This is a genomic window from Bradyrhizobium sp. CCBAU 11386, from assembly GCF_028128955.1.
Taxonomy (GTDB): Bacteria; Pseudomonadota; Alphaproteobacteria; order Rhizobiales; family Xanthobacteraceae; genus Bradyrhizobium.
In genome coordinates this window covers 74,591-99,292 of record NZ_LBKA01000242.1, presented here as the reverse complement: position 1 = coordinate 99,292, position 24,702 = coordinate 74,591, and the positions used below count along the sequence as shown (strand labels likewise).

The 24,702-nt window shown below is 64.5% G+C and carries 28 protein-coding genes and 1 tRNA gene; 13 read left to right on the top strand and 16 right to left on the bottom strand.

The window, feature by feature from the left end; translation table 11 throughout:
* Positions 1 to 183 precede the first annotated feature (183 nt).
* Both XI09_RS27655 and XI09_RS27650 read right to left on the bottom strand, forming a co-directional pair.
* Complete coding sequence (locus tag XI09_RS27655) at positions 184 to 345, bottom strand: RNA-binding protein (RefSeq protein ID WP_271569647.1); 162 nt, start codon at positions 343 to 345, stop codon at positions 184 to 186.
* Positions 346 to 579: 234 nt separating this feature from the next.
* A complete protein-coding gene (locus XI09_RS27650) occupies positions 580 to 933 on the bottom strand; it encodes a hypothetical protein (protein WP_271569646.1) in 354 nt (117 codons plus the stop codon).
* A 185-nt stretch (positions 934 to 1,118) separates the two neighbouring features.
* Here XI09_RS27650 and XI09_RS27645 point away from each other — a divergent pair, with 185 nt between their 5' ends.
* Together XI09_RS27645 and XI09_RS27640 are read left to right on the top strand one after the other, a co-directional pair.
* The gene (locus XI09_RS27645; protein WP_271569645.1) at positions 1,119 to 1,319 is read left to right on the top strand and encodes a hypothetical protein; all 201 of its coding nucleotides are present in this window, start codon (positions 1,119 to 1,121) and stop codon (positions 1,317 to 1,319) included.
* Between the two features lie 535 nt (positions 1,320 to 1,854).
* Complete coding sequence (locus XI09_RS27640) at positions 1,855 to 2,049, top strand: hypothetical protein (RefSeq protein WP_092182243.1); 195 nt, start codon at positions 1,855 to 1,857, stop codon at positions 2,047 to 2,049.
* A 31-nt stretch (positions 2,050 to 2,080) separates the two neighbouring features.
* Here the strand turns inward: XI09_RS27640 and XI09_RS27635 are convergent, their stop codons facing one another.
* A complete protein-coding gene (locus tag XI09_RS27635; protein WP_271569644.1) occupies positions 2,081 to 2,479 on the bottom strand; it encodes a translational machinery protein in 399 nt (132 codons plus the stop codon).
* 155 nt (positions 2,480 to 2,634) lie between these two features.
* A complete protein-coding gene (locus XI09_RS27630) occupies positions 2,635 to 3,807 on the bottom strand; it encodes an OpgC domain-containing protein (RefSeq protein ID WP_271569643.1) in 1,173 nt (390 codons plus the stop codon).
* Positions 3,808 to 4,064: 257 nt separating this feature from the next.
* Here XI09_RS27630 and XI09_RS27625 point away from each other — a divergent pair, with 257 nt between their 5' ends.
* Both XI09_RS27625 and XI09_RS27620 read left to right on the top strand, forming a co-directional pair.
* On the top strand, positions 4,065 to 4,370 hold the full coding sequence (locus XI09_RS27625) for an ETC complex I subunit (RefSeq protein ID WP_028171332.1): 306 nt from the start codon (positions 4,065 to 4,067) through the stop codon (positions 4,368 to 4,370).
* A gap of 231 nt (positions 4,371 to 4,601) precedes the next feature.
* Positions 4,602 to 5,090, top strand: coding sequence for an Lrp/AsnC family transcriptional regulator (locus XI09_RS27620; RefSeq protein WP_271569642.1), 489 nt, complete (start codon positions 4,602 to 4,604; stop codon positions 5,088 to 5,090).
* A gap of 175 nt (positions 5,091 to 5,265) precedes the next feature.
* Here XI09_RS27620 and XI09_RS27615 read toward each other — a convergent pair whose 3' ends face one another.
* Positions 5,266 to 6,294 (bottom strand): AraC family transcriptional regulator, encoded by a 1,029-nt coding sequence (locus XI09_RS27615; RefSeq protein WP_271569641.1) that lies wholly within the window; start codon positions 6,292 to 6,294, stop codon positions 5,266 to 5,268.
* 147 nt (positions 6,295 to 6,441) lie between these two features.
* Here XI09_RS27615 and XI09_RS27610 point away from each other — a divergent pair, with 147 nt between their 5' ends.
* From XI09_RS27610 to XI09_RS27595, 4 genes are all read left to right on the top strand, one after another.
* Entirely contained in the window at positions 6,442 to 7,569 is a 1,128-nt protein-coding gene (locus XI09_RS27610) for an isovaleryl-CoA dehydrogenase (RefSeq protein ID WP_271569667.1), read from the top strand.
* Positions 7,570 to 7,644: 75 nt separating this feature from the next.
* On the top strand, positions 7,645 to 9,249 hold the full coding sequence (locus tag XI09_RS27605) for a carboxyl transferase domain-containing protein (RefSeq protein ID WP_271569640.1): 1,605 nt from the start codon (positions 7,645 to 7,647) through the stop codon (positions 9,247 to 9,249).
* A 4-nt stretch (positions 9,250 to 9,253) separates the two neighbouring features.
* Entirely contained in the window at positions 9,254 to 11,281 is a 2,028-nt protein-coding gene (locus XI09_RS27600) for an acetyl/propionyl/methylcrotonyl-CoA carboxylase subunit alpha (RefSeq protein WP_271569639.1), read from the top strand.
* A gap of 1 nt (position 11,282) precedes the next feature.
* Complete coding sequence (locus XI09_RS27595; RefSeq protein WP_271569638.1) at positions 11,283 to 12,194, top strand: hydroxymethylglutaryl-CoA lyase; 912 nt, start codon at positions 11,283 to 11,285, stop codon at positions 12,192 to 12,194.
* A gap of 108 nt (positions 12,195 to 12,302) precedes the next feature.
* Here XI09_RS27595 and XI09_RS27590 read toward each other — a convergent pair whose 3' ends face one another.
* From XI09_RS27590 to XI09_RS27575, 4 genes are all read right to left on the bottom strand, one after another.
* Positions 12,303 to 13,229: a dihydrodipicolinate synthase family protein gene (locus XI09_RS27590; protein WP_271569637.1), complete on the bottom strand. Its 927-nt coding sequence runs from the start codon at positions 13,227 to 13,229 to the stop codon at positions 12,303 to 12,305.
* A 99-nt stretch (positions 13,230 to 13,328) separates the two neighbouring features.
* Positions 13,329 to 14,312 carry a TRAP transporter substrate-binding protein gene (locus XI09_RS27585; RefSeq protein ID WP_271569636.1) on the bottom strand — a complete coding sequence of 328 codons (984 nt, stop codon included), beginning with the start codon at positions 14,310 to 14,312 and terminating at the stop codon, positions 13,329 to 13,331.
* Between the two features lie 23 nt (positions 14,313 to 14,335).
* On the bottom strand, positions 14,336 to 15,601 hold the full coding sequence (locus XI09_RS27580) for a TRAP transporter large permease (RefSeq protein WP_271569635.1): 1,266 nt from the start codon (positions 15,599 to 15,601) through the stop codon (positions 14,336 to 14,338).
* The gene (locus tag XI09_RS27575) at positions 15,601 to 16,209 is read right to left on the bottom strand and encodes a TRAP transporter small permease (protein WP_271569666.1); all 609 of its coding nucleotides are present in this window, start codon (positions 16,207 to 16,209) and stop codon (positions 15,601 to 15,603) included. Before XI09_RS27575 ends, XI09_RS27580 begins: the two co-directional genes overlap by 1 nt.
* 233 nt (positions 16,210 to 16,442) lie before the next feature.
* On the opposite strand from XI09_RS27575, the gene XI09_RS27570 reads away from it, so the two are divergent.
* A complete protein-coding gene (locus XI09_RS27570; protein ID WP_271569634.1) occupies positions 16,443 to 17,135 on the top strand; it encodes a GntR family transcriptional regulator in 693 nt (230 codons plus the stop codon).
* A 158-nt stretch (positions 17,136 to 17,293) separates the two neighbouring features.
* On the opposite strand, the gene XI09_RS27565 is transcribed toward XI09_RS27570, so the two are convergent.
* Genes XI09_RS27565 through XI09_RS27555 form a run of 3 tightly spaced genes read right to left on the bottom strand, consistent with a single transcriptional unit; the run spans position 17,294 to position 20,222 of the window.
* Positions 17,294 to 18,652 carry a TRAP transporter large permease gene (locus tag XI09_RS27565; RefSeq protein ID WP_271569633.1) on the bottom strand — a complete coding sequence of 453 codons (1,359 nt, stop codon included), beginning with the start codon at positions 18,650 to 18,652 and terminating at the stop codon, positions 17,294 to 17,296.
* On the bottom strand, positions 18,649 to 19,203 hold the full coding sequence (locus tag XI09_RS27560) for a TRAP transporter small permease (protein WP_271569632.1): 555 nt from the start codon (positions 19,201 to 19,203) through the stop codon (positions 18,649 to 18,651). Before XI09_RS27560 ends, XI09_RS27565 begins: the two co-directional genes overlap by 4 nt.
* A complete protein-coding gene (locus XI09_RS27555) occupies positions 19,200 to 20,222 on the bottom strand; it encodes a TRAP transporter substrate-binding protein (RefSeq protein ID WP_271569631.1) in 1,023 nt (340 codons plus the stop codon). The genes XI09_RS27560 and XI09_RS27555 overlap by 4 nt, the downstream gene beginning before the upstream one ends.
* A gap of 324 nt (positions 20,223 to 20,546) precedes the next feature.
* On the opposite strand from XI09_RS27555, the gene XI09_RS27550 reads away from it, so the two are divergent.
* Positions 20,547 to 20,801 carry a pentapeptide MXKDX repeat protein gene (locus XI09_RS27550; RefSeq protein ID WP_271569630.1) on the top strand — a complete coding sequence of 85 codons (255 nt, stop codon included), beginning with the start codon at positions 20,547 to 20,549 and terminating at the stop codon, positions 20,799 to 20,801.
* Positions 20,802 to 20,920: 119 nt separating this feature from the next.
* Here the strand turns inward: XI09_RS27550 and XI09_RS27545 are convergent, their stop codons facing one another.
* Positions 20,921 to 21,268: a DUF6481 family protein gene (locus XI09_RS27545; protein WP_271569629.1), complete on the bottom strand. Its 348-nt coding sequence runs from the start codon at positions 21,266 to 21,268 to the stop codon at positions 20,921 to 20,923.
* Between the two features lie 262 nt (positions 21,269 to 21,530).
* On the opposite strand from XI09_RS27545, the gene XI09_RS27540 reads away from it, so the two are divergent.
* The 3 genes from XI09_RS27540 (at position 21,531) to XI09_RS27530 (ending at position 23,062) form a co-directional block, all read left to right on the top strand.
* Complete coding sequence (locus XI09_RS27540) at positions 21,531 to 21,767, top strand: hypothetical protein (protein WP_271569628.1); 237 nt, start codon at positions 21,531 to 21,533, stop codon at positions 21,765 to 21,767.
* Positions 21,768 to 21,839: 72 nt separating this feature from the next.
* Positions 21,840 to 22,070: a hypothetical protein gene (locus tag XI09_RS27535; protein ID WP_271569627.1), complete on the top strand. Its 231-nt coding sequence runs from the start codon at positions 21,840 to 21,842 to the stop codon at positions 22,068 to 22,070.
* Positions 22,071 to 22,255: 185 nt separating this feature from the next.
* Complete coding sequence (locus tag XI09_RS27530; protein ID WP_271569626.1) at positions 22,256 to 23,062, top strand: hypothetical protein; 807 nt, start codon at positions 22,256 to 22,258, stop codon at positions 23,060 to 23,062.
* Between the two features lie 105 nt (positions 23,063 to 23,167).
* On the opposite strand, the gene XI09_RS27525 is transcribed toward XI09_RS27530, so the two are convergent.
* From XI09_RS27525 to XI09_RS27515, 3 genes are all read right to left on the bottom strand, one after another.
* Positions 23,168 to 23,347: a hypothetical protein gene (locus XI09_RS27525; protein WP_271569668.1), complete on the bottom strand. Its 180-nt coding sequence runs from the start codon at positions 23,345 to 23,347 to the stop codon at positions 23,168 to 23,170.
* 633 nt (positions 23,348 to 23,980) lie between these two features.
* On the bottom strand, positions 23,981 to 24,289 hold the full coding sequence (locus XI09_RS27520; protein WP_271569625.1) for a hypothetical protein: 309 nt from the start codon (positions 24,287 to 24,289) through the stop codon (positions 23,981 to 23,983).
* Between the two features lie 182 nt (positions 24,290 to 24,471).
* Positions 24,472 to 24,548: transfer RNA gene (locus XI09_RS27515), tRNA-Arg, on the bottom strand.
* Positions 24,549 to 24,702: the final 154 nt, after the last annotated feature.

Here is a 24,702-nt window from a genome sequence, read left to right as displayed (position 1 = left end):
AGTCATAGAAGGAATTTATCAAGAATCGGCGGCAATCGATAGACGAACCCCCGCGAGACGCAAGCGGCATTCCACATGATGTTCCCTATGAAGGTCTCCGCCGCGACGCCCCTACGGGAACTGGCAGATTTGGCCGGCGGCAGAAACACGACACGGCAGTTTCTGTGGGCCCACAGCCGCGGATCAGAACAACAGCCAATCGGCGAGGCGCCAGGCGATCCAGGCGAGGGCGCAGATCCAGCCCAGCATGACGATCCCCGCGACGCCAAGTCCGCACAGTGCGAACAGCGAGCTTTCGGGCTCCGGCGCCTCCGGGAGTTTCTCGGTCGTATCGATCTGGCTCACAGCATCCCCTTGCCTTGCGGCCCGTTGTTCATTGGTCTCTTCTCGCTCGAAGAAAATTCACCGACCGCGCTCCCGCTCACACGGACGTGAGACGAGATGACCGTCCATCCATGGCACGCGCGCCGATCGTTGGCGCGTGCCGGTGCCCCGGACGGATAGGAAGAGCTGCAACGCGCCGTGCGGCGATTGGTTGCTGCCGTCCGGCTTGGAAAATGCGTGCCGGATCGAACTTTCTCACGCTGCCGGCGCCTGCTTTGCAGGTCCGGCGCGTTGAAGGAGCGGATAGGGCGCGCAACCGGCGCTGCGCCCGAGGTCTCCTTCAGCGAGGGTTTTCATGTCGATCAGCGCGATTGCATCAACCAGTGCGGCGGTAACGACGTCCCCGTCCACCGCGACGTCGTTGGCCTCATCGACGACGGCGGCATCGTCGACGTCGGCCACATCGGCGACGTCCTCGACGTCAGAGACGTCAGAGACATCATCGTCGCAATCGGCGGGGGGAAGTTCGGGATCGGGAGGCAGTGGCAACTCGGCGAAGACCGTCGTCAGCGAGGTCTCCATCACCATCGACGGCATCACCACCACCACGACCACCTATTCCGACGGCACGACCGAGGTCGAGACGTCCGTGAGCGCGCAAGGCAGTCAAGGCAATCAGGCCGGACAGACCTACAACGCGCAAGGATCGCTCGGCACCAATGCCACGAGCGCATCCGACAGCACGTCCAGCGCCAGCGCCGCCGTCTAGCCGGGCTCGATCGCCGCAGCGGCGCATGCGTGCTGAAACGCTTGCGCGGCTCGCGCCTGACCCCGGCCTGAAGCCGTTTCGCTCGTTCCTTGCGCAGCACGACTTCCGCACGATTTTTCAAGGTATTGGCGCGGGCGGGCCAGCGCAGAATTACCAAAGATTCATCGAACCTTTGGCTGTCGCCACAGACATATGGATGTTGGGGATTTCAGCGCCCAATACCTAACGGACGCCGCCAAGCGATAATACTCCGCTTGCGCGGCGTTGCGCTTTTCAGGCGTCACGTTCTTCAGAATTGGCCAATCAGCTCGACGCGTACCAGCCGGACGGAAACGGCACGAACGGCCAGACCGTCTGGTTGTCGTTGGCCGCCTTTGGCGGCTCATGAGCTGACGTCCTGACGGCCGAGATGGGCGGCGTCGATCGCACCGCCAAGCGCAGACATGCACACTGCAAATTCATTTTCAAAATTCCAAGTTCTCTAAAAACTCGACGTCAGTTCAAATTCATCACGCGTCCCGAAAATGGCGCGCCTGTTGTCAAATCACGCATGCATTGTAGAAAAACCGGCGCCGGCTTTCAACCAGTCCGCCAACCAGTCCACGACAGGTAAGGTTGATGTAGGTTAAGGGCGAGCGGTTGTTGCGGCCACTTTGGCGGCTGTTATCAGATTGGTGCCGGCTCGCGATGGGCTGCCTGGAATCCGTGCTCATACAAGATCACAGTTCGTCGCGGCGCGCGTATCCTGTGAGTTCTGCGTCATGTCTTTCGATCGCAACTTCAAAACCGTCAGTCCGCAGTCGAGCTGGACCGAAATCTGGCACCTCTGGACCGTGATCGTGCCGCGCCGCTCGATCAATGGGCAGCTTGTTTATGGCAAGGTCTGGCGCCGGCACGACGGCCGCGACTGGATCTACAGGAAATTCACCGAGTTCGACGGCGAAGAGGCGGCCTGAAGCGATGCGATCGTAAATCGTCATCCCGCTTTCAGGTTGGCGCCTGCACGCGCGGCAGCGGCAATTTGAAGTGACGTTTTGCGTAAGCGATGACCTCGTTGTCGGAGGGATGATCGGCCGCTTCCACTGCGGCAATCCGCTTGGCGACATCGGGCGCGTGGGCGCGGATGTGGCTGGCGAGCTCGGTCTTCGCGTTGGCCGGGCCGATGATCAGGACTTCGCCGGCATCGGCGAGCGCCTTGGTCACCTCAGCGTAGAACGTCTTGTCGGGCGCGGCATGGCCGCTGCCGATCTCATTGGCCTTGTGATGGAGATGACGCGTCGCCAGATGCGGATGCAGCGTGATTTCGTCGGAGCCGCTCAGGCCGAGATGGAAGATCCGGGCCTGCGAGTGGTCGATCCATACCACGGCGTGAAAATGAGAGGGCATGTGCTTTGGTCCGGGAGGAAGCGCCGACATCGGTGCGGCGGCGCGAGTCGCGGCGACACTAGGTCGGCCGGCGCCGGCCCTGGTTGACGCAGGTCAATCCGATCCCGGCCGAACCGGCAGCGGAACGGCGCATCTGGACGAGCGGACGTTCCGACTCAGGCAGCCTTCGCCGCGGCCGCCGGCTTGGACGGCGGGGGCTTCAGCGGCTTGTCCTGCCGCTTCGACCACGAGATGTAATAGGCCACCGTCGTCATGATCGCGATGCCGGCGATGCTGACGAAGAGCTGCGCGAACAGCGAGCCCGAACTCATCGACAGCTCGAAATGGCCGACGAAGGACAGGAACACGCCGACGCAGAACACCGCGAGCGATTGCTGGCCGCAGACGATCAGGGGATCGAACACCTTCCATTCCAAGCCCGGCCATTCCTTCGGCACGAAGCGGATCACCAGGATCACGATCACGACGAAATGGATGAAGCGGTAGGGCGCAAGGTTGGTCTTGTCGTTGGGGTTGAAGGCCGAGAACAGCCATTCCGGGAACATGCCGCCGATGGCGGGGAAGCGGCCGGCCATGGTCATGACCAGCGCGAACAGGAGATAGAAGAGGCAGAGATAGAGCGTGACCGGCGCGTTGATCAGCGTCATCGAGCGCCGCGCGCCGCCCATGGCGCACCAGGCGCCGAACACGAACAGCACCTGCCAGCAATAGGGATTGAAGTACCACTGGCCGGCCGGATAGGCGTTCAGATTCCAGCCGAAATGGCGCGCGGCCAGCCACAGCGCGATCGACAGCACCATCGTCACGTCGGGCTTGCGCAGCATGAACCACAGCACCGGCGGGAACAGTCCCATCAGCACGATGTAGAGCGGCAGCACGTCGAGATTGAGCGGCTTGAAGCGCAGGAACAGGCCCTGGCGCAGCGTCTCGGTGGCGTTGTCGACGAGGCCGGCGACGTTGAACTCGTTGATCATCTCCGAATCGCCGAAGCGCAGCGCCAGATAGCTGATCGAGGCGATGTAGATCACGAACAGGATGATGTGGGCGACGTAGAGCTGCCAGACCCGCTTGGTCAGGCGCGTGGCGCCGACGATGAAGCCGCGGTCCAGCATCATCCGCGCATAGACGAAGGAGGCGGTGTAGCCGGAGATGAAGACGAACAGGTCGGCCGCGTCGGAAAAGCCGTAATTGCGGGTCGTGATCCAGTTCACGACGTTGTCGGGGATGTGGTCGAGGAAGATCGCCCAGTTGGCGACGCCGCGAAACAGGTCGAGCCTGAGATCGCGGCCCTTTTCGGGGAGCGTGGCGTTGATGTTCAGGAAGGCCATGCGACGGGAGCTCTCGGAGGGGATAGATATGCTGATGTCGGCGAGGCAGTGCGGCCGGGTGGAATCCCGGCGCGGAAGGCGGGTACGGAATTGTCACGGTGCAGCATAATGACTATACCGTCGGTGTGGGTGACCGGGGGGCCGGAATCACCGATCAGTTCCCGATCGGTGTCTCTATACTATCCCTGAGGTTTCCACCAACTGCCACCCTGACGCATCGAAATCGAACGAAAAGACGAAGAGGCCCGGACGACCCCATGACCGCACGCATTTTCAAGCCTGCCAAGAACGCGATGCAATCCGGCCGGTCCAAGACCCGGGAATGGCAGCTCGACTACGAGCCGGAGCAGCCGCGCGCGGTCGAGCCGCTGATGGGCTGGACCTCATCCGGCGACATGAAGCAGCAGATCACGCTGCGCTTCGACAGCAAGGAAGAGGCGGTCGCCTATTGCGAGCGCAAGGGCATCGCCTACCAGGTGATCGAGCCCCAGGATTCGATCCGCCGCCCGGTCGCCTATGCCGACAATTTCTCGTTCCGGCGCGGCGAGCCCTGGACGCATTAAAGGCCATTCTCGTCCAAGACGTCGTCATGCCCGGGCTTGTCCCGGGCATCCACGTTTTGGCGGGAGGGTGAAGAACGTGGATGGCCGGGACATAGGCGAGCGGAAGCGACGCCGTCGTTCGGACGGCTGCGGACGGCCATGGCGAGAGGCAGCCGGCCGTCGAGGCCCTTGGCAGCAATTCCACCCCATGCTTCGCTGCCGCGCATGACAGGCTCATGGCGGGGGTGGGGGATGGCCGGGCGTGACCAGCTCGACGGCGTCGATCTGAAGATCTTATCCGAGCTGCAGCAGGACGGGCGGGTGCGCAACAACGAGCTGGCGCTGCGGGTCGGCGTGTCCGCGCCCAACTGCCTGCGGCGGTTGAAGTCGCTGTTCAGCCGCGGCGTGATCCGGGCGGTGCGTGCCGTCATCGACGAGCGGCTGCTCGGCTATGAGGTGGTGTCGTTCGTGTCGATCCAGCTCGGCAGCCAGGCCCAGCCGGTGCTGGAGGCGTTCGAGGGCTCGATCGCCGCGATCCCGCGCATCCAGCAGTGCTGGCGCATTTCGGGCGACACCGATTATCTCCTGAAATGCGTCGCGCCGAGCGTCGAGAGCATGCGCCAGCAGCTGCTGCACTTCGCCGCGATGCCTGATGTCAAGAACGTCCGCAGCTTCCCGGTGCTGGGCGTCGCGAAGGACGTGCCGCTGCCGTTGCAGGGGGGCGCGGCGTCGGCAGGATAGGGGACTCCCTTGCGTGGATCGATCGGGAATTTCACAAAAGCCGAATACTGACACATTAGTACCTCACCTAACTGTGACATGTGATTTGAGAAGTCCTGCAATGCGCTGTCTCGCGTTCCAGCCGCGGCCTCCGGGAGTCATCCCGGGGATTCGCGGCCGCGCGCTCGCGCAGGCCTTAACGGTACCGTCCGCGAAACTCGCGCGGCGAGGCGCCGGTCCAGCTGCGGAAGGCGCGCGAGAAGCTCTTCTCGTTGCGGAAGCCGGCGATCTCCGCGATCCGCTTGATCGGGGTGCGGCCACGCATCAGCTCCTGCTTGGCGAGCTCGAACTTCGCCTCTTCCTTGAGATCGCGCAGCGAGGTCGCTTCCTCGCGCAGGCGCCGGTGCATGGTGCGGGTGGAGAGCGCCAGCTCGCTTGCAACATCCTCTGCGCCGAGACTGCGTCCGCGCGCGTTGCGCAGCACGCGACGCACGCGCTCGACCAGCAGCCGGTCGCGCCGATAGGGCAGCACGGTCAGCCGCAGCGCGCCCTTGAGCATGTTGTCGAGATCGGCCGGACTGCGCGTGAGCGGCAGCGAGAGATAATGCTTGTCGAAGACGATGCGGGCGCCATCCGCATCAAAGCTCAAATGCCTGCAGAAGATCGTCGGATAGACCGAGACGTGACCCGGCTCGGAATAGGGAAACTCAGCCGCACGTAGCGCGATCGCGGAATCGACCGCCCAGCAGGAGAAGCCGAGGACATAGCGGAGCAGGGTGACGAGGCAGAATTCGCGCAAGTGGCCGAGGTCGCGCTGTTCGCGAAGGGAGATGGTCGCGGTCTCATCACCAAGCGAGAGCTCGAACAGCACGTCCTCGGTCAGCAGGCGATGATGTCGGCACCAGCGCTTTAGCGCGACTTCGAGATTGGGGGCCGTGATCGAGGCACGGCACAGCATGCCATAGGTTCCCCAAGGCAGCCGGCGCGAGAACCAGCCGAGCCCCTCGTCGTCGAGCTCGCGCATGGCGTGGCCGGCCAGCGCCTCGAACTGGGCCGCCGTCACCCGTCCGTCCTGGGATCGAACGAGATCCTCGGTGACCTGTCCCTTGCCCAATGCTTCGGCCGGATCCCGCCCGTAAAGGGCATAGGCGGCAACCACGCCGCGGACGAAGGCGGCTGGGGTCATGGCGCGGCGCGGCGTCGCGGTTGCGGCTTGGAACGGCATGAAAAATCCTCGCCAAACTTGGCGGAAAATGCAACCTTTTCGACCGCCAGGACGCCCGGGCGGGGGTAGGTTCGGACCCGACAAGAATACGGAGGAATCGCCTTGAACATCCCGAGCATCGATTTCGATCTGGGCGAAGACATCAGCATGCTGCGCGACACGCTGCGCGCCTTCGTGGAGGCGGAGATCGCCCCACGCGCCGCCGAGATCGAGAAGGCCAACCTATTCCCGGCGGACCTCTGGAAGCGCCTTGGCGACCTCGGCCTGCTCGGCATGACCGCGCCGGAGCAATATGGCGGCTCCAACATGGGCTATCTCGCCCATATCGTCGCCATGGAGGAGATTTCGCGCGGCTCCGCAGCCGTGGGTCTTTCCTACGGCGCCCACTCCAACCTCTGCGTCAACCAGATCCGGCGTAACGGCAATGACGCGCAGCGGCAGCGCTATCTGCCCAAGCTGATCTCCGGCGAGCATGTCGGCGCGCTCGCGATGTCCGAGCCCGGTGCCGGCTCCGACGTCGTCTCGATGAAGCTGCGCGCCGACAAGCGCGGCGACCGCTATGTGCTCAACGGCTCCAAGATGTGGATCACCAATGGCGGCGATGCCGACGTGCTGGTCGTCTACGCCAAGACCGATCCGGAGGCCGGCCCGCGCGGCATGACCGCCTTCCTGGTCGAGAAAGGCTTCAAGGGGTTCACCCACGGCCAGCATCTCGACAAGCTCGGCATGCGCGGCTCCAACACCTATCCCTTGTTCTTCGACGAGTGCGAGGTGCCGGAAGAGAACGTGCTCGGCAAGGTGGGCGAGGGCGTCAGGGTGCTGATGTCCGGACTCGACTATGAGCGCACGGTGCTGTCGGGCGGCCCGCTCGGGATCATGGCGGCCTGCATGGACGCGGTGGTGCCCTACATGCACGAGCGCAAGCAGTTCGGCCAGCCGATCGGCGACTTCCAGCTGATGCAGGGCAAGCTCGCCGACATGTATGCGACCTGGCAGGCCACGCGCGCCTATGTTTATGCAGTGGGGCGCGCCTGCGACCGCGCCGACCATGTGCGGACCCTGCGCAAGGATGCCGCGGCCGCGATTCTCTATTCCGCCGAGAAGGCGACGTGGATGGCGGGCGAGGCGATCCAGGCGCTCGGCGGCGTCGGCTACACATCCGAATTTCCGGTTGGACGTCTGTGGCGCGACGCCAAGCTCTACGAGATCGGCGCGGGTACATCCGAGGTCCGCCGCATGCTGATCGGCCGCGAGTTGATGGCCGAGACGGCGTAAGTCCGGCGCCATTGGAATTGCCGCGGTCCCACCCGACCGCGGCGTCTCACTTGATCACCAGAAACGCGGGACAACATGCCGCTCCATTCCAGCATCGATCCGTCTTCATCAGACTTTGCGCGCAATTCCGAGGCCATGCGCTCCCTCGTTGCGGACTTGCGCGAAAAGCTCAGCCAGGTCGCCGGCGGCGGCGGCGAGGTCTCGCGCAACCGCCACACCTCGCGCGGCAAGATGCTGGCGCGCGAGCGCGTCGACCTGCTGGTCGATCCCGGGACCTCGTTCCTGGAGCTGTCGCCGCTGGCGGCCTACGGCCTCTATGGCGGCGACGTGCATTCGGCGAGCGTCGTCACGGGGGTGGGGCGCATCTCGGGCCGCGAATGCGTGATCGTCGCCAACGACGCCACCATCAAGGGCGGCACCTATTACCCCATGACCGTGAAGAAACATCTGCGCGCGCAGGACATCGCGCGGCAGAACAATCTTCCCTGCGTCTACATGGTGGATTCCGGCGGCGCCTTCCTGCCGCTCCAGGACGAGATCTTTCCGGACGAGCGCCACTTCGGCCGCATCTTCTACAACCAGGCGCAGATGTCGTCGCAAGGCATCCCGCAGATCGCGATCGTGATGGGCTCATGTACCGCCGGCGGCGCCTATGTGCCTGCCATGTCGGACGAGAGCATCATCGTCCGCAACCAGGGCACCATCTTCCTCGGCGGCCCGCCGCTGGTGAAGGCGGCGACCGGCGAGGTCGTGACTGCGGAGGAGCTCGGCGGCGCCGACGTGCATTCGCGGCAATCAGGCGTGACCGATCATTACGCCCAGAACGACGCGCATGCGATCGGCATCGCCCGGCGCATCGTCGGCACCTTGAAGCCGTCGAGCCGGCCGAACCTCAACATGCATCCGCCGCGCGATCCGCTGTTCGCAGCGGAGGAAATCTACGGCGTCGTGCCCGTCGATGGTCGAAAACCGTTCGACGTGCGCGACATCATCGCCCGCGTCGTCGATGGCTCCGAGTTCGACGAGTTCAAGAAACTCTACGGCACGACGCTGGTGTGCGGCTTCGCCCATATCTGGGGCTATCCGGTCGGCATCATCGCCAACAACGGCATCCTGTTCAGCGAGAGCTCGCTGAAGGGGGCGCACTTCATCGAGCTGTGCTGCCAGCGCGGCATTCCGCTGGTGTTCCTGCAGAACATCACCGGCTTCATGGTCGGCAAGAAATACGAGGCGGGCGGCATCGCGCGCGACGGCGCCAAGCTGGTGACGGCGGTCGCGACGGCATCGGTGCCGAAATTCACGGTGGTGATCGGCGGCTCCTACGGCGCCGGCAATTACGGCATGTGCGGCCGCGCCTACTCACCGCGCTTCCTGTGGATGTGGCCGAACGCGCGCATCTCGGTGATGGGCGGCGAGCAGGCCTCGATGGTGCTGAGCCAGGTCCGGCGCGACAATATCGAGGCCAGGGGCGATAGCTGGTCCAAGGACGAGGAAGATAAATTCCGCGAGCCGATCCGCGCGCAATATGAGAGCCAGGGGCATCCCTATTACGCGACCGCGCGTCTGTGGGACGACGGCGTGATCGACCCGGCCGACACCAGGCTCGTGCTCGGCCTCGGCATCTCGGCGGCGTCGAATGCGCCGATCGAGCCGACGAAATTCGGCCTGTTCAGGATGTGATGCGATGGACCGCTCAAAGCTCTACCGGCGTTTTCGCACCCTTCTGATCGCCAACCGCGGCGAGATCGCCTGCCGCGTCATCCGCACCGCGCGCGCGATGGGCCTGCGCACGGTCGCCGTTTATTCCGAGGCCGACCGCGACGCGATGCATGTCGCGCTCGCGGACGAAGCCGTGCTGCTGGGGCCGGCACGGGCCCGCGACAGCTATCTCAATGTCGAGCGGCTGATCGAGGCCGCGCGCAAGACCGGCGCGGAGGCCGTGCATCCCGGCTACGGCTTCCTGTCGGAGAATGCCGAGTTTGCGCATGTCTGCCTCGACGCGGGGCTGGTGTTCGTCGGCCCGACCGCCGGGATGATGACGGCGATGGGCTCGAAATCCGGCTCGAAAGCGCTGATGGAGAAAGCCGGCGTGCCGCTGGTGCCCGGCTATCACGGCGAGGCCCAGGACGAGGCGACGCTGGCGAAGGCCGCCGACAAGATCGGCTTTCCCATCCTGGTGAAAGCGTCCGCCGGCGGCGGCGGACGCGGCATGCGGATCGTGCGCTCGGCCGCCGAGCTTGGCCCTGCGATCGTCAGCGCCAAGCGCGAGGCCAAGGCCGCGTTCGGCGACGACCGCATGCTGATCGAGAAATATGTCGACAATCCCCGGCATATCGAGGTGCAGATCATCGGCGACAGCCACGGCAATCTGCTCTCGCTGTTCGAGCGCGAATGCACGCTGCAGCGCCGGCACCAGAAGGTGATCGAGGAAGCGCCGTCGCCGACCCTCAATGCGGCACAGCGCGAGACGGTCTGCGCCGCGGCGCGCAAGGCGGCGGGCGCGGTGAGCTATGTCGGCGCCGGCACGATCGAGTTCGTCTCCGACGGCAAGGACGTGTTCTTCATCGAGATGAACACGCGTCTCCAGGTCGAGCATCCCGTGACCGAGCTGGTCACCGGGATCGACCTCGTGGAGTGGCAGCTGCGCGTCGCCTTCGGCGAAGCGTTGCCGCTCAGGCAGGATGAGATCCGTCTCAACGGCCACGCGGTCGAGGCGCGCGTCTACGCCGAGAATCCGACCAAGAACTTCATGCCCTCGGTCGGCAGGATCTCGGCCTGGCGGCTGCCCGCGGAGACCGGCGGCCTCCGCATCGACGCCGGCTATCGCGAAGGCGATAGCGTCTCGCCCTACTACGATGCGATGCTGGCCAAGATGATCGCGTGGGCGCCGACGCGGGATGTCGCGATCGAGCGGCTGAACCGCGGACTGGAGGACTCCGACGTCCGCGGCATCGTCACCAATATCCCGTTCCTCTCGGCGCTGATCACGCATCAAAAAGTGCGGGCGAATGCGATCGACACCGGCTTCATCGAGCGCGAGCTGGCGGCGTTGACGCAGGCCACGCCGGCGCCCGGCGAGCTCGAGCTGTGCGCTGCAGTTGCCGCTGTTGTCAACGACGAGCGGCAGGCGGCCCAAGTGGACGCGAATTCGCCCTGGCAGACGTTTGGCTGGATGCCGGTCGGCCGCCGTCAGCGTAATTTTGCCTTCCGCGCCGGACATGGTGTTGGTCATGGCGTTGGTCATGGGCCCGAGCAGAAAGTCACGTTGAACTATGGCAGCGGCCCGTCGACGCTGGTGATCGGCGACCGCGAGCTGGCATTCGCGATTGCGCCGAAGGATGGCGGCTTCGATCTGACGCTCGACGGCGTCAAATCGGCCGTCGCGGCCGTGATCGACGGCCATGAGCTGTACTTGCGTACGCGCAATGGTCGCTTCGACCTGCATTGGGTCGATCCGTTCGGCGGCGAGACCGAGGAGCAGGCCGGCGCGGACAAGATCGCAGCACCCTTGCCGGGCACGGTCGTCGCCGTGCTGGCCGAGGAGGGCGCAACGCTGGAGAAGGGCGCGCCGATCCTCACGCTCGAAGTGATGAAGATGGAGCAGACACTACGGGCGCCCTATGCCGGCGTGCTGACGTCGATCAAGTGCAAGGTCGGTGACATCGTGCAGGAAGGCGTCGAGCTCGCCGTGGTCGAGCCGTCGGGAGAATGAGATGAGCGATCCCGTCCGCATCATCGAAATGGGGCCGCGCGACGGCCTCCAGAACGAGAAGATGCCCGTCAGCGTCGAGGCCCGCATCGCCTTCGTCGAGGCGCTGGTCGGAGCCGGCCTCAATACGGTGGAGGTCGGTGCCTTCGTCTCGCCTAAGGCGATCCCGCAGATGGCAAGCTCCGATGCCGTGCTGCGCGGCGTTGCCCACGTGACCGGCGCCGAATTCCACGTGCTGGTGCCGAACGAGAAGGGCTATGACGCCGCGCGCGCCGCGGGCGCGAAGGTGGTCTCCGTGTTTGCGGCGGCCTCCGAGGGCTTTTCCCGGGCCAACATCAACTGCACCGTCGCGGAATCCATCGAGCGCTTCAAGCCGGTGATGGAACACGCGAAGGCCGACGGCATCAGGGTGCGCGGCTATATCTCCTGCGTGCTGGGCTGTCCGTTCGACGGCGAGATCAAGCCGAAGGCCGTTGCCGATCTTGCGAAGACATTGTGGGACCTCGGCTGCTACGAGATCTCGCTTGGCGACACCATCGGCGTCGGCACGCCTGATAAGGCGAAGGAGATGCTGCGCGCGGTCAGCGGCAACATTCCCGCCGCCAAACTCGCGATGCATTTCCATGACACCTACGGCCAGGCGCTCGCCAATCTCTACGCCGGGCTGGAGGAGGGGGTCCGTGTCATCGATGCGGCTGCGGGCGGCCTCGGCGGCTGCCCCTATGCCCCCGGCGCGACCGGCAATGTCGCGACCGAGGACGTCGTCTACATGCTCGAAGGCATGGGCATCAGCACCGGCGTCGACATGGACCGGCTGCTGGCGGCCACGAACGAGATGAGCGGCGTGCTGGGCAAGCCGCCCGTGAGCCGCGTGGCGTCCGCACTGAACGCGAAGAGGAAGCGGGCTGCCTCCTAGTTCTCCGTCATTGCGAGCGCACCGAAGCAATCCAGAATCTTTCCGTTGAGAAGGTCTGGATCGCTTCGTCGCAAGAGCTCCTCGCAATGACGAATGAGAGAGCTTTGGTCAGGCTGCCTTCAGCCCGACATCAGGCAAACGCGGCCGGTTCTTGAGTGCCTTGACCATCATGGCCTCGACCTCGGCCTTCTCCTGCGGCAGCAGTGCGAGGCGAGGCGGACGGGTCAGCGCGGTGCCGCGGCCCATGATGTGCTCGCACAGCTTGATGCACTGGACGAGGTCCGGGCGCGCGTCGAGATGCAAGAGCGGCATGAACCATTCGTAGAGCGGCATCGCCTCGGCATAGCGACCGGCCTTGGCCAGGCGAAACAGCGTCTCGCCCTCGCGCGGGAAGGCGTTCGACATGCCGGAGACCCACCCCACCGCGCCCATGGCGACGCTCTCGACGATGACGTCGTCGAGACCTGCGAACAGCACGAAGCGGTCGCCGACCATGTTCCTGGTGTCGATGAAGCGCCTTGTGTCGCCGGAGGAATCCTTGAAGCAGACGACCGTCTCGACGTCGGCGAGCGAGGCCAGGATGTCGGGGGTGACGTCGTTCTTGTAGATCGGCGGGTTGTTGTAGAGCATCACGGGAAGGTCCGTCGCGGTGGCGACGGCGCGGAAATGCGCGGCGGTCTCGTGCGGCTTCGACGAATAGACCAGGGCCGGCATCACCATGACGCCGTCGATGCCGACGCGCGCGGCTTCCTTCGCCGTTTCGACCGCGAAGGCCGTGGTGAATTCGGCGATGCCGCACAGCACGGGCACGCGGCCGGCCGCGACCGATTTCGCCGTCTCCATGATCACGACCTTCTCCTTGCGCTCCAGCGACGTGTTCTCGCCGACCGAGCCGCAGACGATCAGGCCGGAGACGCCGTCACGGATCAGCCCGTCCATCACCTTCGCGGTCGCGTCGATGTCGAGCGAGAGATCGTCATGGAATTGCGTGGTGACGGCCGGGAAGACGCCTTCCCAGGAAACGCGGCGGCTCATGGTCTAACTCCAAGTGAATTCGGCGTGTGAATTTGGCGTGTGAATGTGCCGGCGGGGGGCTGGATCCGCCGGCTGTGGTGAAGAGGATGGCGGGCGGGATCAGAGCGTGGCGCCGACCTTGCGCAATTCGGCGAGGACCGGAGCCTTGGGCAGCCAGATCTTGTCGAACTCGGCAATGACCGCCTCGGTGTCGCCGGGCGGGACCTGGCGGATCGGGATCGGCGCGTTCTTGAAGTTCTCGATCAGCGCCGGCTCGTTGCCGGCGAGCTCGTCGATCTGCGCGTCGAGTGTGGTTTTGATCGTCTTGGTGATCAGCTCGCGGTCGGCGGCCGGCAGCGTCTGCCAGACCCGCCCCGAGACGACCGCAGCCATCGGCATGAAAACGGCGTTCATCTGGAGGATGACCTTCGAGACCTTGTCGAAGCGCTGGTTCCAGGAGAATTCGAGATCGGCCTCGAGGCCATCGACCTGGCCGTTGGCCATCGCGTCGAACACCTGCGGCGTCGGGATCGGCGTCGGCGCGGCACCGAGCGAGGAATAGAAATCGCGATAGACCGGTGTTGGGTTGATGCGCAGCTTCATGCCCTTGATGTCGGCGAGCGAATTCAGGTCCTTGGACGAGAACACCGCGCGCATGCCGGTGATGCCCCAGCCGAGGCCGATCGTGCCGGTCTCCTGCGGCAGCACGTCGAACAGTTTTACGGCCGCCGGATGCCGCACGAATTTCGCGACCGCCGGCGTCGAGCGGACGATGTAGGGCGCGTTGATCGCGGCAATGTGCGGCACGCGCGAGCCGAGCTCGGCGGCCTGGATGAAGCCCATGTCGAGCGCGCCGGACTGCAATTGCTGCATCATCGCGGGCTCGTTGCCGAGCTGGCCGGAGTGGAACACGGTCAGCGTCAGCCGGCCGTTGGTGGCGGCCTTGAGGTCGTCGCCGAATTTGAGCGCGGCCTTGTTCCAGGAATGGCCGTTCGGCGTGATCAGGCCGAGGCGGAATTCCTTGGCCTGGGCGAGCGCCAGCGACGGCGCGAACACCGATGCGGCTGCGCTGGCGGCGAGAAAGCGGCGACGTGAAAGCGGCATGGTCGGGCTCCTTTTGGACGGGCCTATTTGACGAGGATCAGCGAGAGCGACGGGTAGAGCGAGAGCAGCACCAGGAGGACGCAGGAGATGACGAAGAAGGGCAGCGTCACCATGAACATCTTGCCGGGCTTGGCGCCGGTGACGGCGGCCGCGACGAAGAAGCAGAGCCCGACCGGCGGCGACAACAGGCCGAGCACCAGGTTGATCACCACGACGACGCCGAAATGCCGGGGATCGATGTGATAGACGTCGGTTGCAACAGGCAGCAGGATCGGCACCGTCATGATCAGGCCGGGAATGCCGTCGATCACCGTGCCGATCACCAGCAGGATGACGTTGCAGATCAGCATGAAGCTGATCGGATCCTTGGCGGCCGTCTGGATCCACGCCGCGGTCTCCTGCGGCACCTTGCCGAAGATCAGGACCCAGGAGAACACCGCGGCGGCGGCGACGAGGAACAGCACGATCGCCGAATAGATGCCACTGCGCAGCATCATCTGGGGCAGCTGCGAGAACTCGAACTCCTTGGTCCAGTATTTTCCCACCAGGGCAGCGGCCACCGCACCGACCGCAGCGGATTCCGTCGCGTTGGCGAGGCCACCGAGGATGGTGCCGACGATGACGATCGGGATCAGCAGGGTGGGCGACGTCCGCAGGATCGTCATGACGCGCTGACGCGGCGTCTGATAGTCGGCGCGGGGATAGTTGTAGATGTATCCCAGCAGCGCGATGACGAGGCAGAACATCACGGTGAGGATGACGCCCGGCACGATGCCGGCGATCAGCATGTCGCTGACCGAGACCTGCGCGAGCACGCTGTAGACCACGAACATCACCGAGGGCGGGATGATCGGCCCGAGCATGCCGCCATAGGCGGTCAGTCCCGCCGCAAAAGTCTTGTCGTAGCCCTTCTTCTCCATCTCCGGCACCATGATCTGGGCCATGATCGCGACCTGCGCGGTCGCAGATCCCAGGATCGAGGAGATGAACATGTTGGCGAGGATGTTGACGTAGGCGAGTCCGCCCTTCAGCGAGCCGACGAAAGCCATCGCCATGTCGACGATGCGGCGGGTGATGCCGCCGCCATTCATGATCTCGCCGATCAGGATGAAGAGCGGAATGGCGATCAGGCCGTAACTGTCGACGCCGCCGAACAGCTGGAGCGGATAGGACTGGAACAGCACCGGATTGCCAGAAGCGGCGATATAGACGAGGCCGGCGAGGCACAGGCAGAGCCCGATCGGCACGCCGACCAGCATGATCGCGACGAAGGCGGCAGACGTGATCATCAGTTGACCCCGTCGAGCTCGGAGAGCTGAAAGCCCGTCAGTGGCGTGCGCGGCACCAGCTCGAGATCTTCGAGCAGATTGGCGAGGCCGTGAATGGTCATCGACACCGCGAAGATCGGCAGCGTCAAATAGAGCACCCAGGTCGGCCAGTTCAGCGTCTGGGTGTGCTCGGTGTAGAGGAAGTTGAAGGTCTCGGCGGCGAGCTTGCGCCCGTCGAAGCCGGCGCGTGCGAGGCCAATCGGGTCCATCCAGAGCACGCAGGTAATGATCAGGGCGACGCCGAACACGACGACGAGGCCGGTCGAGATGACCTTGGCGAGCTTCTGGTGCCGTAGCGAAAGCCGCTCCGTCAGCATCGTGACCGCGAAGTCGAGCCGCAGCCGCGTCATCGCGGAGGCGCCGATGAAGGTCAGCCAGACCACGCAATAGACCGCCGATTCATCGATCCAGTAGATCGGGAAGTGCGAATAGCGGGTGACGACGTTCACCAGGATCAGTCCGGTGAGCAGGTACATCAGGCCCATCAGCGCGAGACGTTCGACGGCGAGCAGGGCGCTGGAAGCCCTGATCACAATCCGCCGCGCGCTGAATGCGCCCGTATCCGGCATCGTCCCTTCGATCATCAAAGGCCCCAACCCCCGCAAGATTTCTCGTGCCAAGGCAAAATGTATAATTTATACATTTGAGGTGTCAAACGGAGATTGCGGTCATTTCGGCGGCAGGACGCGCTTTTGCTGAGCACCTGTCTTTTGTGGGATGCTTGGCTTTTGCTGGCCCCCTCAACATGCAAGAGAGGGACCGCTTTCTGCCGGACGAGTCGCGAATAAAGACGGAAGGTCAGATGAAACAGCCTCTGAAGCATCGCACTCTGTCGGCTGCGATCGTGGACCAGCTCCGGCAGGCGATCCTCGACGGCACTTATCCGGCCGGATCGCAACTGCGCCAGGATGCGCTCGGCGATGCCTATGGCGTCAGCCGCATTCCGGTGCGCGAGGCGCTGTTCCAGCTCGAGGCCGAAGGGCTGGTGCGCATCGTCCCGCAAAAGGGCGCCATCGTCTCGGAGCTGTCACTGGACGAGATCAACGACGTGTTCGATCTGCGCCGGATTTTGGAGCCGCGCCTGCTGGCACAGTCGGCGCCGCGTTTCACGGCGGATGATTTCGAGGGGCTCGACGAAATCCACAAGCACTTCGAGAAGGCGATCAAGGCGCGCAATGTCAGTGAATGGGGCCAGCTCAACGCCGACTTCCACATGGCGCTCTATGTGCACGCCCCGCAGCCCCGTACGCGCGCAATCGCGCTCTCGCTGCTCCAGACCAGCGACCGCTACACGCGCCTTCAGCTCTCCAACACCAAGGCGATGGGGACGGCCGAGAAAGAGCACGCCCATCTGATCGCGCTCTGCCGCGCGGAGAAGGTCGAGGAGGCCTGCCGCTTCCTGGAGCGGCACATCGAGGCCGTGCGCAAGGATCTGTTGCAGGTGGTGGCCGGCAGCGCGATCGCGCCGAAGTCACGGCGGAAGAGTGAGCTGTAATCGTAGGGTGGGTTAGCCCCGCGCTGCGCGAAGCGCAGTCGCTCGGCGTAACCCACCACTGTTTGTCTCCGAGGAAACAGAATAGGTGGGTTACGCCCAGCGGACTGCGCTTTGCGCAGCCGCAGGTCTAACCCACCCTACGGCAATTGCGATTGCTGCTATCTGCTGCCGTCCGGCCCCATCACCAGGTCCGGCAGCCAGGTCGAGATTTCGGGCACGAAGCACAGCAACAGCACCGCGAGCATCATCAGGAGCACGAAAGGCAGGGTGCCCCAGATCACCTCGCTCAGGGGGATGTCGGGCGCGACGTTGCGGATGACGAAGATGTTGAGACCGACAGGTGGATGGATCAGCCCCATCTCCATCACGATGGTCATGACCACGCCGAACCAGATGATGTCGAAGTTCGCCGCGCGCAGCGGCGGCAGGATGATCGGTGCCGTCATCAGGATGATCGAGACCGGCGGCAGGAAGAAGCCGAGCACGACGACCATGACGAGGATCGCGAACAACAGGCCCCAGCGCGGCAGGTGCATCGCGACGACGGATTCGGCGACCGACTGCGAGATGTGCAGATAGCTCATCACGTAGGAGTAGAGCAGCGACATGCCGATGATCATCATCAGCATGGTCGATTCCCGGATCGTCGACTTCATGATGGGCGCAAGGTCGCTCGGCCGCCACACGCTGTAGATCGCCGCGATCAGCGCCAGCGCCAGCAGGCCGCCGAGGCCGGCGGTTTCCGACGGCGTGGCATAGCCGCCATAGAGCGCGATCATGACGCCCGTGAGCAGCAGCACGAACGGGATCACGCGCGGCAGCACGCTGAAGCGTTCGGCGAGCGTGTAGTCGTCGCGGGCGAGGATTGCGGCTTCCGGTCCGCCATTCTTGTAGATGGCTTCGGCCGCGGCATATTCCCGGCGGAAGCGGATCACGGCATAGGCTCCGAACAGGGACACCAGCAGCAGGCCCGGACCGATGCCGGCAAGGAACAAGCGCCCGAGCGACTTTTCCGCCGCGACAGCGAACAGGATCATGGTGATCGAGGGCGGCAGCAGGATGCCGAGCGTGCCGCCGGCGGCGATGATCCCGGCGGCAAAGCCGCCGGAATATCCGCGCTTGCGCATCTCGGGGATGCCGGCCGAGCCGATCGCCGAGCAGGTCGCTGGGCTCGAGCCCGCCATCGCCGCGAACAGCGCGCAGGCGAACACGTTGGCGACGCCGAGCCCGCCGGGGACGCGGTGCAGCCAGGCATGCAGGGCCAAATAGAGATCCTGGCCGGCGCGCGACTTGCCGATCGCCGCGCCCTTCAGGATGAAGAGCGGGATCGACAAAAGCGTGATCGAGGCCATTTCCTCGTAGACGTTCTGCGTCACCGTATCGAGGGAGGCCGATGGCATGTAGATGCCCATGAACACGACCGCGACCGCGCCGAGCGCGAAGGCGATCGGCATGCCCGAGAACATCACCAGCAGCGTCGCAATCGCGTAGGCGAGGCCGATACCGAAAACGCTCATGGACGCTTGGCTCCTGCGAAAGGCAGCGCAAGCTGCACGAGAATCTGGATGCAGAGCAGGCTCATGCCGAACGCCATCAGCGAATAGGGAATGGCGAGCGGCGGCGACCACATCGAGTTCGAGACCTGACCATCGACATAGGCCTCATGGGCCAGCGTCCAGGACTTCCAGGTGAAGAAGGCGCAGAACAGGAGTGTCGCCGCATCGACCAGCCAGAGCCTGATCCGGTTCGCCAGCGGTGAGAGCAGACCGACGAAGGCCTCGATGCCGATGTGACCGCGGTTCTGCTGCACATAGGCGGCCGTCATGAAGGTCGCCCCGACCAGCAGGAACACGGCGGCCTCGTCCTGCCAGTAGTTCGCGGCCTTGAACAAGGCGCGGCTCAGCACGCTGTAGCTCAGGATGGCGCAGGCCGCGACCAGCGCGATCGCTGCGAACACGATGATGATGCTGTTGAGGATGGCGAGACCGCGATCGATCGCCGCCGCAAGGCCGGTCCTTGCGGCAGCGTTTGCCTGGTCGTCACGATCCGGAAGCGGACCGTGGCTCATGCCGAGACGTCGGAGGCGAGCTTGAGCAGGGTCGCGGAGGTCGCGGTCTTGGCGCCGTAGTCCTTCCACGCGGTGTCGCGGGCGATGTCGCGCCACTTGCCGACGGTCGCGGCATCGAGCACCGAGACCTTGGCGCCGGCCTTCTCGTAGACCTTGGCGACCTCGACGTCGTCGTCCTGCGCGCCCTTGCGACCAAAGGCTTCGAGCTCGGTGCCGACCGCGAGCAGCACGTCCTGCTGGTTCTTCGGCAGCTTGTCGAAGATTGCCTTCGACATCATCAAGGGCTCGAGCATGAACCAGTAGGAGGCGCCCGCGCCCGAGGTCAGCGACTTCGCGACCTCTTCGAGGCGGAACGAGATCAGGCTGGTGGAGGAGGTGAGAGCGGCGTCGCACGCGCCGGTCTGCATCGCCGCGTAGATTTCGTTCGAAGGCACCGACAGCACCGAGGCGCCGGCGGTCTGGAGCACCATGTCCATCTCGCGCGAGCCGCCGCGCACCTTCATGCCCTTGGCGTCTTCCGGCGCGACGATCGGCTTGGAGCGGCTGACGAGGCCGCCGGCCTGCCACACCCAGGTGAGCAGGATGATGCCCTTGTCGGCGAGGAAGTCGGAGAGCGCCTTGCCGACCGGCTCCTTCTTCCAGCGCATGCCCTGGTCGTAGGTGGTGACGAGGCCCGGCATCAGGCCGATATTGGTCTCGGGCAGTTCGCCGCCGGCGTAAGGCATCGGATAGAGCGAGATGTCGAGCGCGCCCTTGCGCATCGCGGAGAACTGCGCGTTGGTCTTGATCAGCGAGGAATTCGGATAGATCTCAGCGGCAATGTCGCCATTGCTGCGCTTGGCGACTTCGGCGGCGAACATGCGGCAGAGCCGGTCGCGGAAATCGCCCTTGTCGATGGTGCCGCCCGGGAATTGATGCGAGATCTTCAGCGTGGTGGCGGCATGCGCGGTGCCGGTGCCGAAGCGGAGAATGGCGGGTGCGGCGACGGCGGTCGCGATCAGGTGGCGGCGCGTGAGCATGGTGTGATCCCCTTGAACGCTTTTTTGGACGGTTCTTGTTTGGTGTGATTTGGGTCGGGCCTTGTGAGACCGGCGCATAGGCCCATCCTAGCCGGTCTTTCGCCCGATGTTCTCTCATCTGATAGTTCGAGATCGAATGCCGCGGCAAGTGTCGGCCGTGCTGCGCTGCACACTTCCGATCCCCGCAGGCTACGCCGAACGACGGACGGCGGCGGGCGCGCAGAAATTTATCAGCGACCGCGTAACAACGCCGCGTGGCAATCCGTCGAGATTGAATAGCGGCGTCCGTCGCTGACAAACACCATCTCGAAGGGAAGACTAGTCATGACCATTCGTACCCGCATCGCGCTCGGCGTCTCGGCTGCCGCTCTCTCGCTTGGCCTTGCGCTGTCGCCGGCCGCCTTTGCCCAAGACAAGATGGGCGACAAGATGGGCAAGGAGGACGGCATGATGAAGAAGGACACCATGTCCAAGGACGGCATGAAGAAGGATGCCGTGACCAAGGACGACGGCATGAAGAAGGATCACATGTCGAAGGACGGGATGAAGAAAGATGACGGGATGATGAAGAAGAACTGATCTTCCGTCGTCGCGGGAGGCGTTTGCAGACGCGCGCTCTCGAAAGTCCGGGGGCGGTCACGTGGACCGTCCCGGAGCGATGTCTCAGTTCAAGTTCAATTGAACGTGATTTTTGAACGTTACTTGCGCTTGGCCTTGCGGGCGGCGTAGCGGGCGTCGCGCTTGGCCTTCTGTTCGGCCTCGATCGCAGCCGCCTTGGCGGCCGCTTCCTCGGCCTCACGCGCAAGTCGCGCAGCTTCGGCGGCCTTGGCTTCTTCCTCAAGACGCTTCTGCTCGGCCTTTTCGGCCTCACGCGCAGCCTTTGCCTCGGCCCGCTTGGCCGCGAGCGCCTCGCGCTCGGCACGCTTCGCCGCAACCGACGGATCATCTGGCCCGGGCTGGGATTTGAATTTGTTCAAAAGATTTTTGCGGGCGTCCTGCGCCGCCTTTTGCCGGTCTGCAAAACCGGGTTCCCTGAATCCACTCATCGACGAGCCTTGTCTTCCTCGCTTTCGACCCTACATCACTGCGTGTTGGTACGTCGGCTGGGCATAGCGGGCGCCACGCGACGCACATGCGTGTACATCGCCGCGCGTCGCAACGCCACCCAATTCGCAGCCGATCAGGTAGACGAAAATCGCCCCCCGACGATCTCTCGTAGCCCGGAAAAACTGCCGAATTGTGATGTCCCTCATAAGGGAGCATGTGGTGCGGCGCCTAGCGTCCGCGCCAGCAAGACGGAGCACGGGCATGACTATCTTCCGATTGAGCCTGAAGGCGCTCGCAATCACCGTCGTGGTGGTCGCTGCGGCGGCCGCCGCGCTGCTGCTCGCCCGTCCGCAGCCGATCGAAAGCGCCGTCCTCGGCGCCGGCTGGGAGTGCAGCCAGACCGCATTCGTGCTCACGACCTGCGCACCACGCGTCCGTGAGGCGATCCCCGCGGTCGAAACCTCGCGCAAGGATGCTCTCCGGGCGACCCGCGGCTGAACCGGAGCTGATTGCGATGTGACGCGACGCCGCAGAGGTGTTAAGCCGGCTCGCCCCCGCGATCAGTCCGTCATGACCAAGCCCGAGTCCAAGCCAAAGCCCGAACCGGGTGATAGGCCCAAATCCGCGCCAAGACCTCAATCCGGTGACAACCGCCGCGGCGCGGTCGCCGGCCTGATCATCGCGATCGTGATCCTCGGCGTCGGCTGGTGGCTTGCCCGCGATCTCACCGCCGCCAGCAAGATGCAGGACTGCCTGATGTCGGGGCGGAGCAATTGCAACGTGATCGAGCCGGCCCGCTAGCAGCGCTCAAGCACGCCCGGCAGAGCCAAAAAATGCCGTGATCTTAATCATTTGTAACGGGACTTCGCCGATCAGGCAGGTCAGTTATGTCAGCCGGCATCAGCCCAGCGCGCGGCGAATCGTCTATCGCGCTGGGACCACGGCAATCGGCCACGGCAATCGAAAGAGTAGGGGGTCAAGCACGCATGAGTGCGTCCAGCCGCATGAAGATCATCATTCCCTTGGTTTCGGCCATGTCGTTGCTCGCGCTCTCGGCGCAGGCGCAGGAGGCCCGGCCGCCGAAGGACGCGGGCCAATCGCCGGCAGGGCCGGCCGCGGGCGCACCGCCCCAGAACAATCAGAACATGCGCAAGGGCCCGCCGCCGCAGCAGGCGGCCCGACCTGCGCCGCAGCCCGGCGGCCAGCCCCACGCGGGACCCGGTCATGCAGGTCCTGGTGCCGGCCCAGCTGCCGGTCCAGTTCCTGGCCCGCGCAATGCGGGCGGCCCGTCGCCCGGTCGTAACTACGCCAGGGGTCCCGCACCGGCGCGCGACTGGGACGGACACGCCTATCGCGGCAATCTCGCCTGGGATGGCGGGCGCTGGCGCCACGAGGTCCACAACGGCCGCTCCGGCTGGTGGTGGGATGTCGGTGGCGTCTGGTACTATTATCCGCAGCGGATGGCCGGTCCGCCCGGCTATATCTCGGAGGAGTATTACGACGACGTGCCGGTGGCCTACGCCCCGCCGCCCGTTGCCTACGAACCACCGCCTCCGCCGGCTGATCCCGGTGCGAGCGCGCTTGGCGGTGCCATTGTCGGCGGCGTGCTCGGCGGCCTGATCTCGGGTAACGCGTCGGGCGCCGCCGCAGGCGCCGTGATCGGTGGCGCCACCGGCGCGATCGCCGGCGCGACCGCTGCCTCGCGTCCCGGCTACTATCTGGCCGAGGGCAATTGCTACTACCGCTATCCGAGCGGCCAGTATGTGCAGGCCGATCCCCGCGCGTGTTACTGAGATTCCTGGCAGCTCTGAAACGAAGGGGCGGGCGAAAGGCCCGCTTCTTTTTTGTCCCGGTTTGTCATCTTGGCGCCGCGGCAGAATGACTGATCGCCTCGCGCCTCAAGACACCAGCCAGGTCATGAACGCCATGAGGCCCCAGACCAGGCCTGCGATCCACGCCAGCATCACGATGCCGATGGTCGCAAGAAAGGTGACGCCGAACACGTCGGGCCTTTTTCGCTGTGTGGGGACGTGAGCCTCGGCTGCTGCTTCTCGTGTCATGACCGCAAGACCACCCATGCTTTCTCCCGCCTTTGGGAGCGCTGAGATGTTCTCTAGCGGAGACGCCGGGCGCAGGCTGTGACGCAATTCACATCCGTCTGAATCGCGCCGGGCCTCACGGCTTCGTGCGGTATGGGCGTCGCACGGTCGCCACGGGGCCGGTTTGAAACCGCGGGTGCAGTTTCATATCCTGCACAATTTCCACGTGTGGAAATCGCTCGCGACAACGCTGGTTATCCGCAATCATACGGACGAAATTGCCATGCACTTGTCCAGATCGGACGGCTAGAATCCGCCCATGTGTCACAAGTATGATCCACAGCACGAAGCCGAGGCGGCAATGAAGCGCGCCGCGGCATCAGAAGGCCCCGACCGGCAAAGACTCATCGAGCTCGCCATTGCCTGGCATCAGTTGGCCCGCGACCGGCGCGACGATGAACCGACGGACTAGTCGGATTCAGCCGACGACTGCCGGCGAAGCCTCTAGCCTTCGATCCACCGCAAGCGGCGTCTCGTTCCTGGTGAGGTTCGACGGCGAATTCGACAACCGTTCGCAGACCTGCTCGGGCACGGGGCGCATTCGGTACATCCGGTAGCTGGCGCTCAATGGTTCGACGCGCGAGGCCGTGATCTCGTTCCAGGCTGCTGCTGTTAAACGCCGCGATCGATGCCTGCCGGTTTCGGCTTGTGCTCGTAATCCAGGATGCATGGTCGATCCGCCGAACGGCGGTTCTGGTCGCTTCCGCCCGCCAGCGAACGAACGGCGAAGGCCAGCTGATGCTGGCTCGCCGCGACGCTCATAATGGACGCTTGTGCCATCTCGAGGTGCTTTGCCATCCCGCCGGAGTTCAGGTCCAAGCCCGCATCGATCGCCAAAAACGACATTGCGGCGACGGCAATTCCGGACCCGACAGCCATTCCTGTCCATTCAGATGACGGCATCACAAAAATCTTCGACACCTTTCTTGCGTGCCGGATAGATAGGACTCTCTCGTCGCCTGGACAGGCCTGCGCACGCTTTCTTGAAGTGCGACAGATTTGCAAATCACGTTGCCACGGAGATCGCGGGCCGGGATGATTTCTGGCTCTGCCGTCGGCTCTGCCAAGCCAGAATGAAGCCAATCCGCTCGAAGCGTTAAGACTGGCGATCCCAGCAGGACTCGAACCTGCAACCCGCGGAGTAGAAATCCGCTACTCTATCCAGTTGAGCTATGGGACCGTCCTGAGGCCGGGTCTTGAGGCCGGGTCTTGAGGCCAGTCTTGGACCGGCCTCGGCTACCGCCTGCCGGTCTTCTATCACGCCAAATATGAAAAATCCGCGCGTTCGCCAAGCCTGAACCGAACCGTTTTCCTCAAAGCCGCGACAAAGCGGA

Coding starts and splice junctions, on each gene's coding strand:
- XI09_RS27605 (WP_271569640.1), top strand. CDS start 7,645: ATGCCGCTCCATTCCAGCATCGATCCGTCTTCATCAGACTTTGCGCGC.
- XI09_RS27565 (WP_271569633.1), bottom strand. CDS start 18,652: ATGAGCGTTTTCGGTATCGGCCTCGCCTACGCGATTGCGACGCTGCTG.
- XI09_RS27530 (WP_271569626.1), top strand. CDS start 22,256: ATGAGTGCGTCCAGCCGCATGAAGATCATCATTCCCTTGGTTTCGGCC.
- XI09_RS27585 (WP_271569636.1), bottom strand. CDS start 14,312: ATGCCGCTTTCACGTCGCCGCTTTCTCGCCGCCAGCGCAGCCGCATCG.
- XI09_RS27635 (WP_271569644.1), bottom strand. CDS start 2,479: ATGCCCTCTCATTTTCACGCCGTGGTATGGATCGACCACTCGCAGGCC.
- XI09_RS27625 (WP_028171332.1), top strand. CDS start 4,065: ATGACCGCACGCATTTTCAAGCCTGCCAAGAACGCGATGCAATCCGGC.
- XI09_RS27560 (WP_271569632.1), bottom strand. CDS start 19,203: ATGAGCCACGGTCCGCTTCCGGATCGTGACGACCAGGCAAACGCTGCC.
- XI09_RS27575 (WP_271569666.1), bottom strand. CDS start 16,209: ATGCCGGATACGGGCGCATTCAGCGCGCGGCGGATTGTGATCAGGGCT.
- XI09_RS27535 (WP_271569627.1), top strand. CDS start 21,840: ATGACCAAGCCCGAGTCCAAGCCAAAGCCCGAACCGGGTGATAGGCCC.
- XI09_RS27580 (WP_271569635.1), bottom strand. CDS start 15,601: ATGATCACGTCTGCCGCCTTCGTCGCGATCATGCTGGTCGGCGTGCCG.
- XI09_RS27640 (WP_092182243.1), top strand. CDS start 1,855: ATGTCTTTCGATCGCAACTTCAAAACCGTCAGTCCGCAGTCGAGCTGG.
- XI09_RS27600 (WP_271569639.1), top strand. CDS start 9,254: ATGGACCGCTCAAAGCTCTACCGGCGTTTTCGCACCCTTCTGATCGCC.
- XI09_RS27570 (WP_271569634.1), top strand. CDS start 16,443: ATGAAACAGCCTCTGAAGCATCGCACTCTGTCGGCTGCGATCGTGGAC.
- XI09_RS27550 (WP_271569630.1), top strand. CDS start 20,547: ATGACCATTCGTACCCGCATCGCGCTCGGCGTCTCGGCTGCCGCTCTC.
- XI09_RS27630 (WP_271569643.1), bottom strand. CDS start 3,807: ATGGCCTTCCTGAACATCAACGCCACGCTCCCCGAAAAGGGCCGCGAT.
- XI09_RS27595 (WP_271569638.1), top strand. CDS start 11,283: ATGAGCGATCCCGTCCGCATCATCGAAATGGGGCCGCGCGACGGCCTC.
- XI09_RS27525 (WP_271569668.1), bottom strand. CDS start 23,347: ATGGGTGGTCTTGCGGTCATGACACGAGAAGCAGCAGCCGAGGCTCAC.
- XI09_RS27555 (WP_271569631.1), bottom strand. CDS start 20,222: ATGCTCACGCGCCGCCACCTGATCGCGACCGCCGTCGCCGCACCCGCC.
- XI09_RS27610 (WP_271569667.1), top strand. CDS start 6,442: ATGCTGCGCGACACGCTGCGCGCCTTCGTGGAGGCGGAGATCGCCCCA.
- XI09_RS27540 (WP_271569628.1), top strand. CDS start 21,531: ATGACTATCTTCCGATTGAGCCTGAAGGCGCTCGCAATCACCGTCGTG.
- XI09_RS27645 (WP_271569645.1), top strand. CDS start 1,119: ATGCGTGCTGAAACGCTTGCGCGGCTCGCGCCTGACCCCGGCCTGAAG.
- XI09_RS27615 (WP_271569641.1), bottom strand. CDS start 6,294: ATGCCGTTCCAAGCCGCAACCGCGACGCCGCGCCGCGCCATGACCCCA.
- XI09_RS27620 (WP_271569642.1), top strand. CDS start 4,602: ATGGCCGGGCGTGACCAGCTCGACGGCGTCGATCTGAAGATCTTATCC.
- XI09_RS27590 (WP_271569637.1), bottom strand. CDS start 13,229: ATGAGCCGCCGCGTTTCCTGGGAAGGCGTCTTCCCGGCCGTCACCACG.
- XI09_RS27545 (WP_271569629.1), bottom strand. CDS start 21,268: ATGAGTGGATTCAGGGAACCCGGTTTTGCAGACCGGCAAAAGGCGGCG.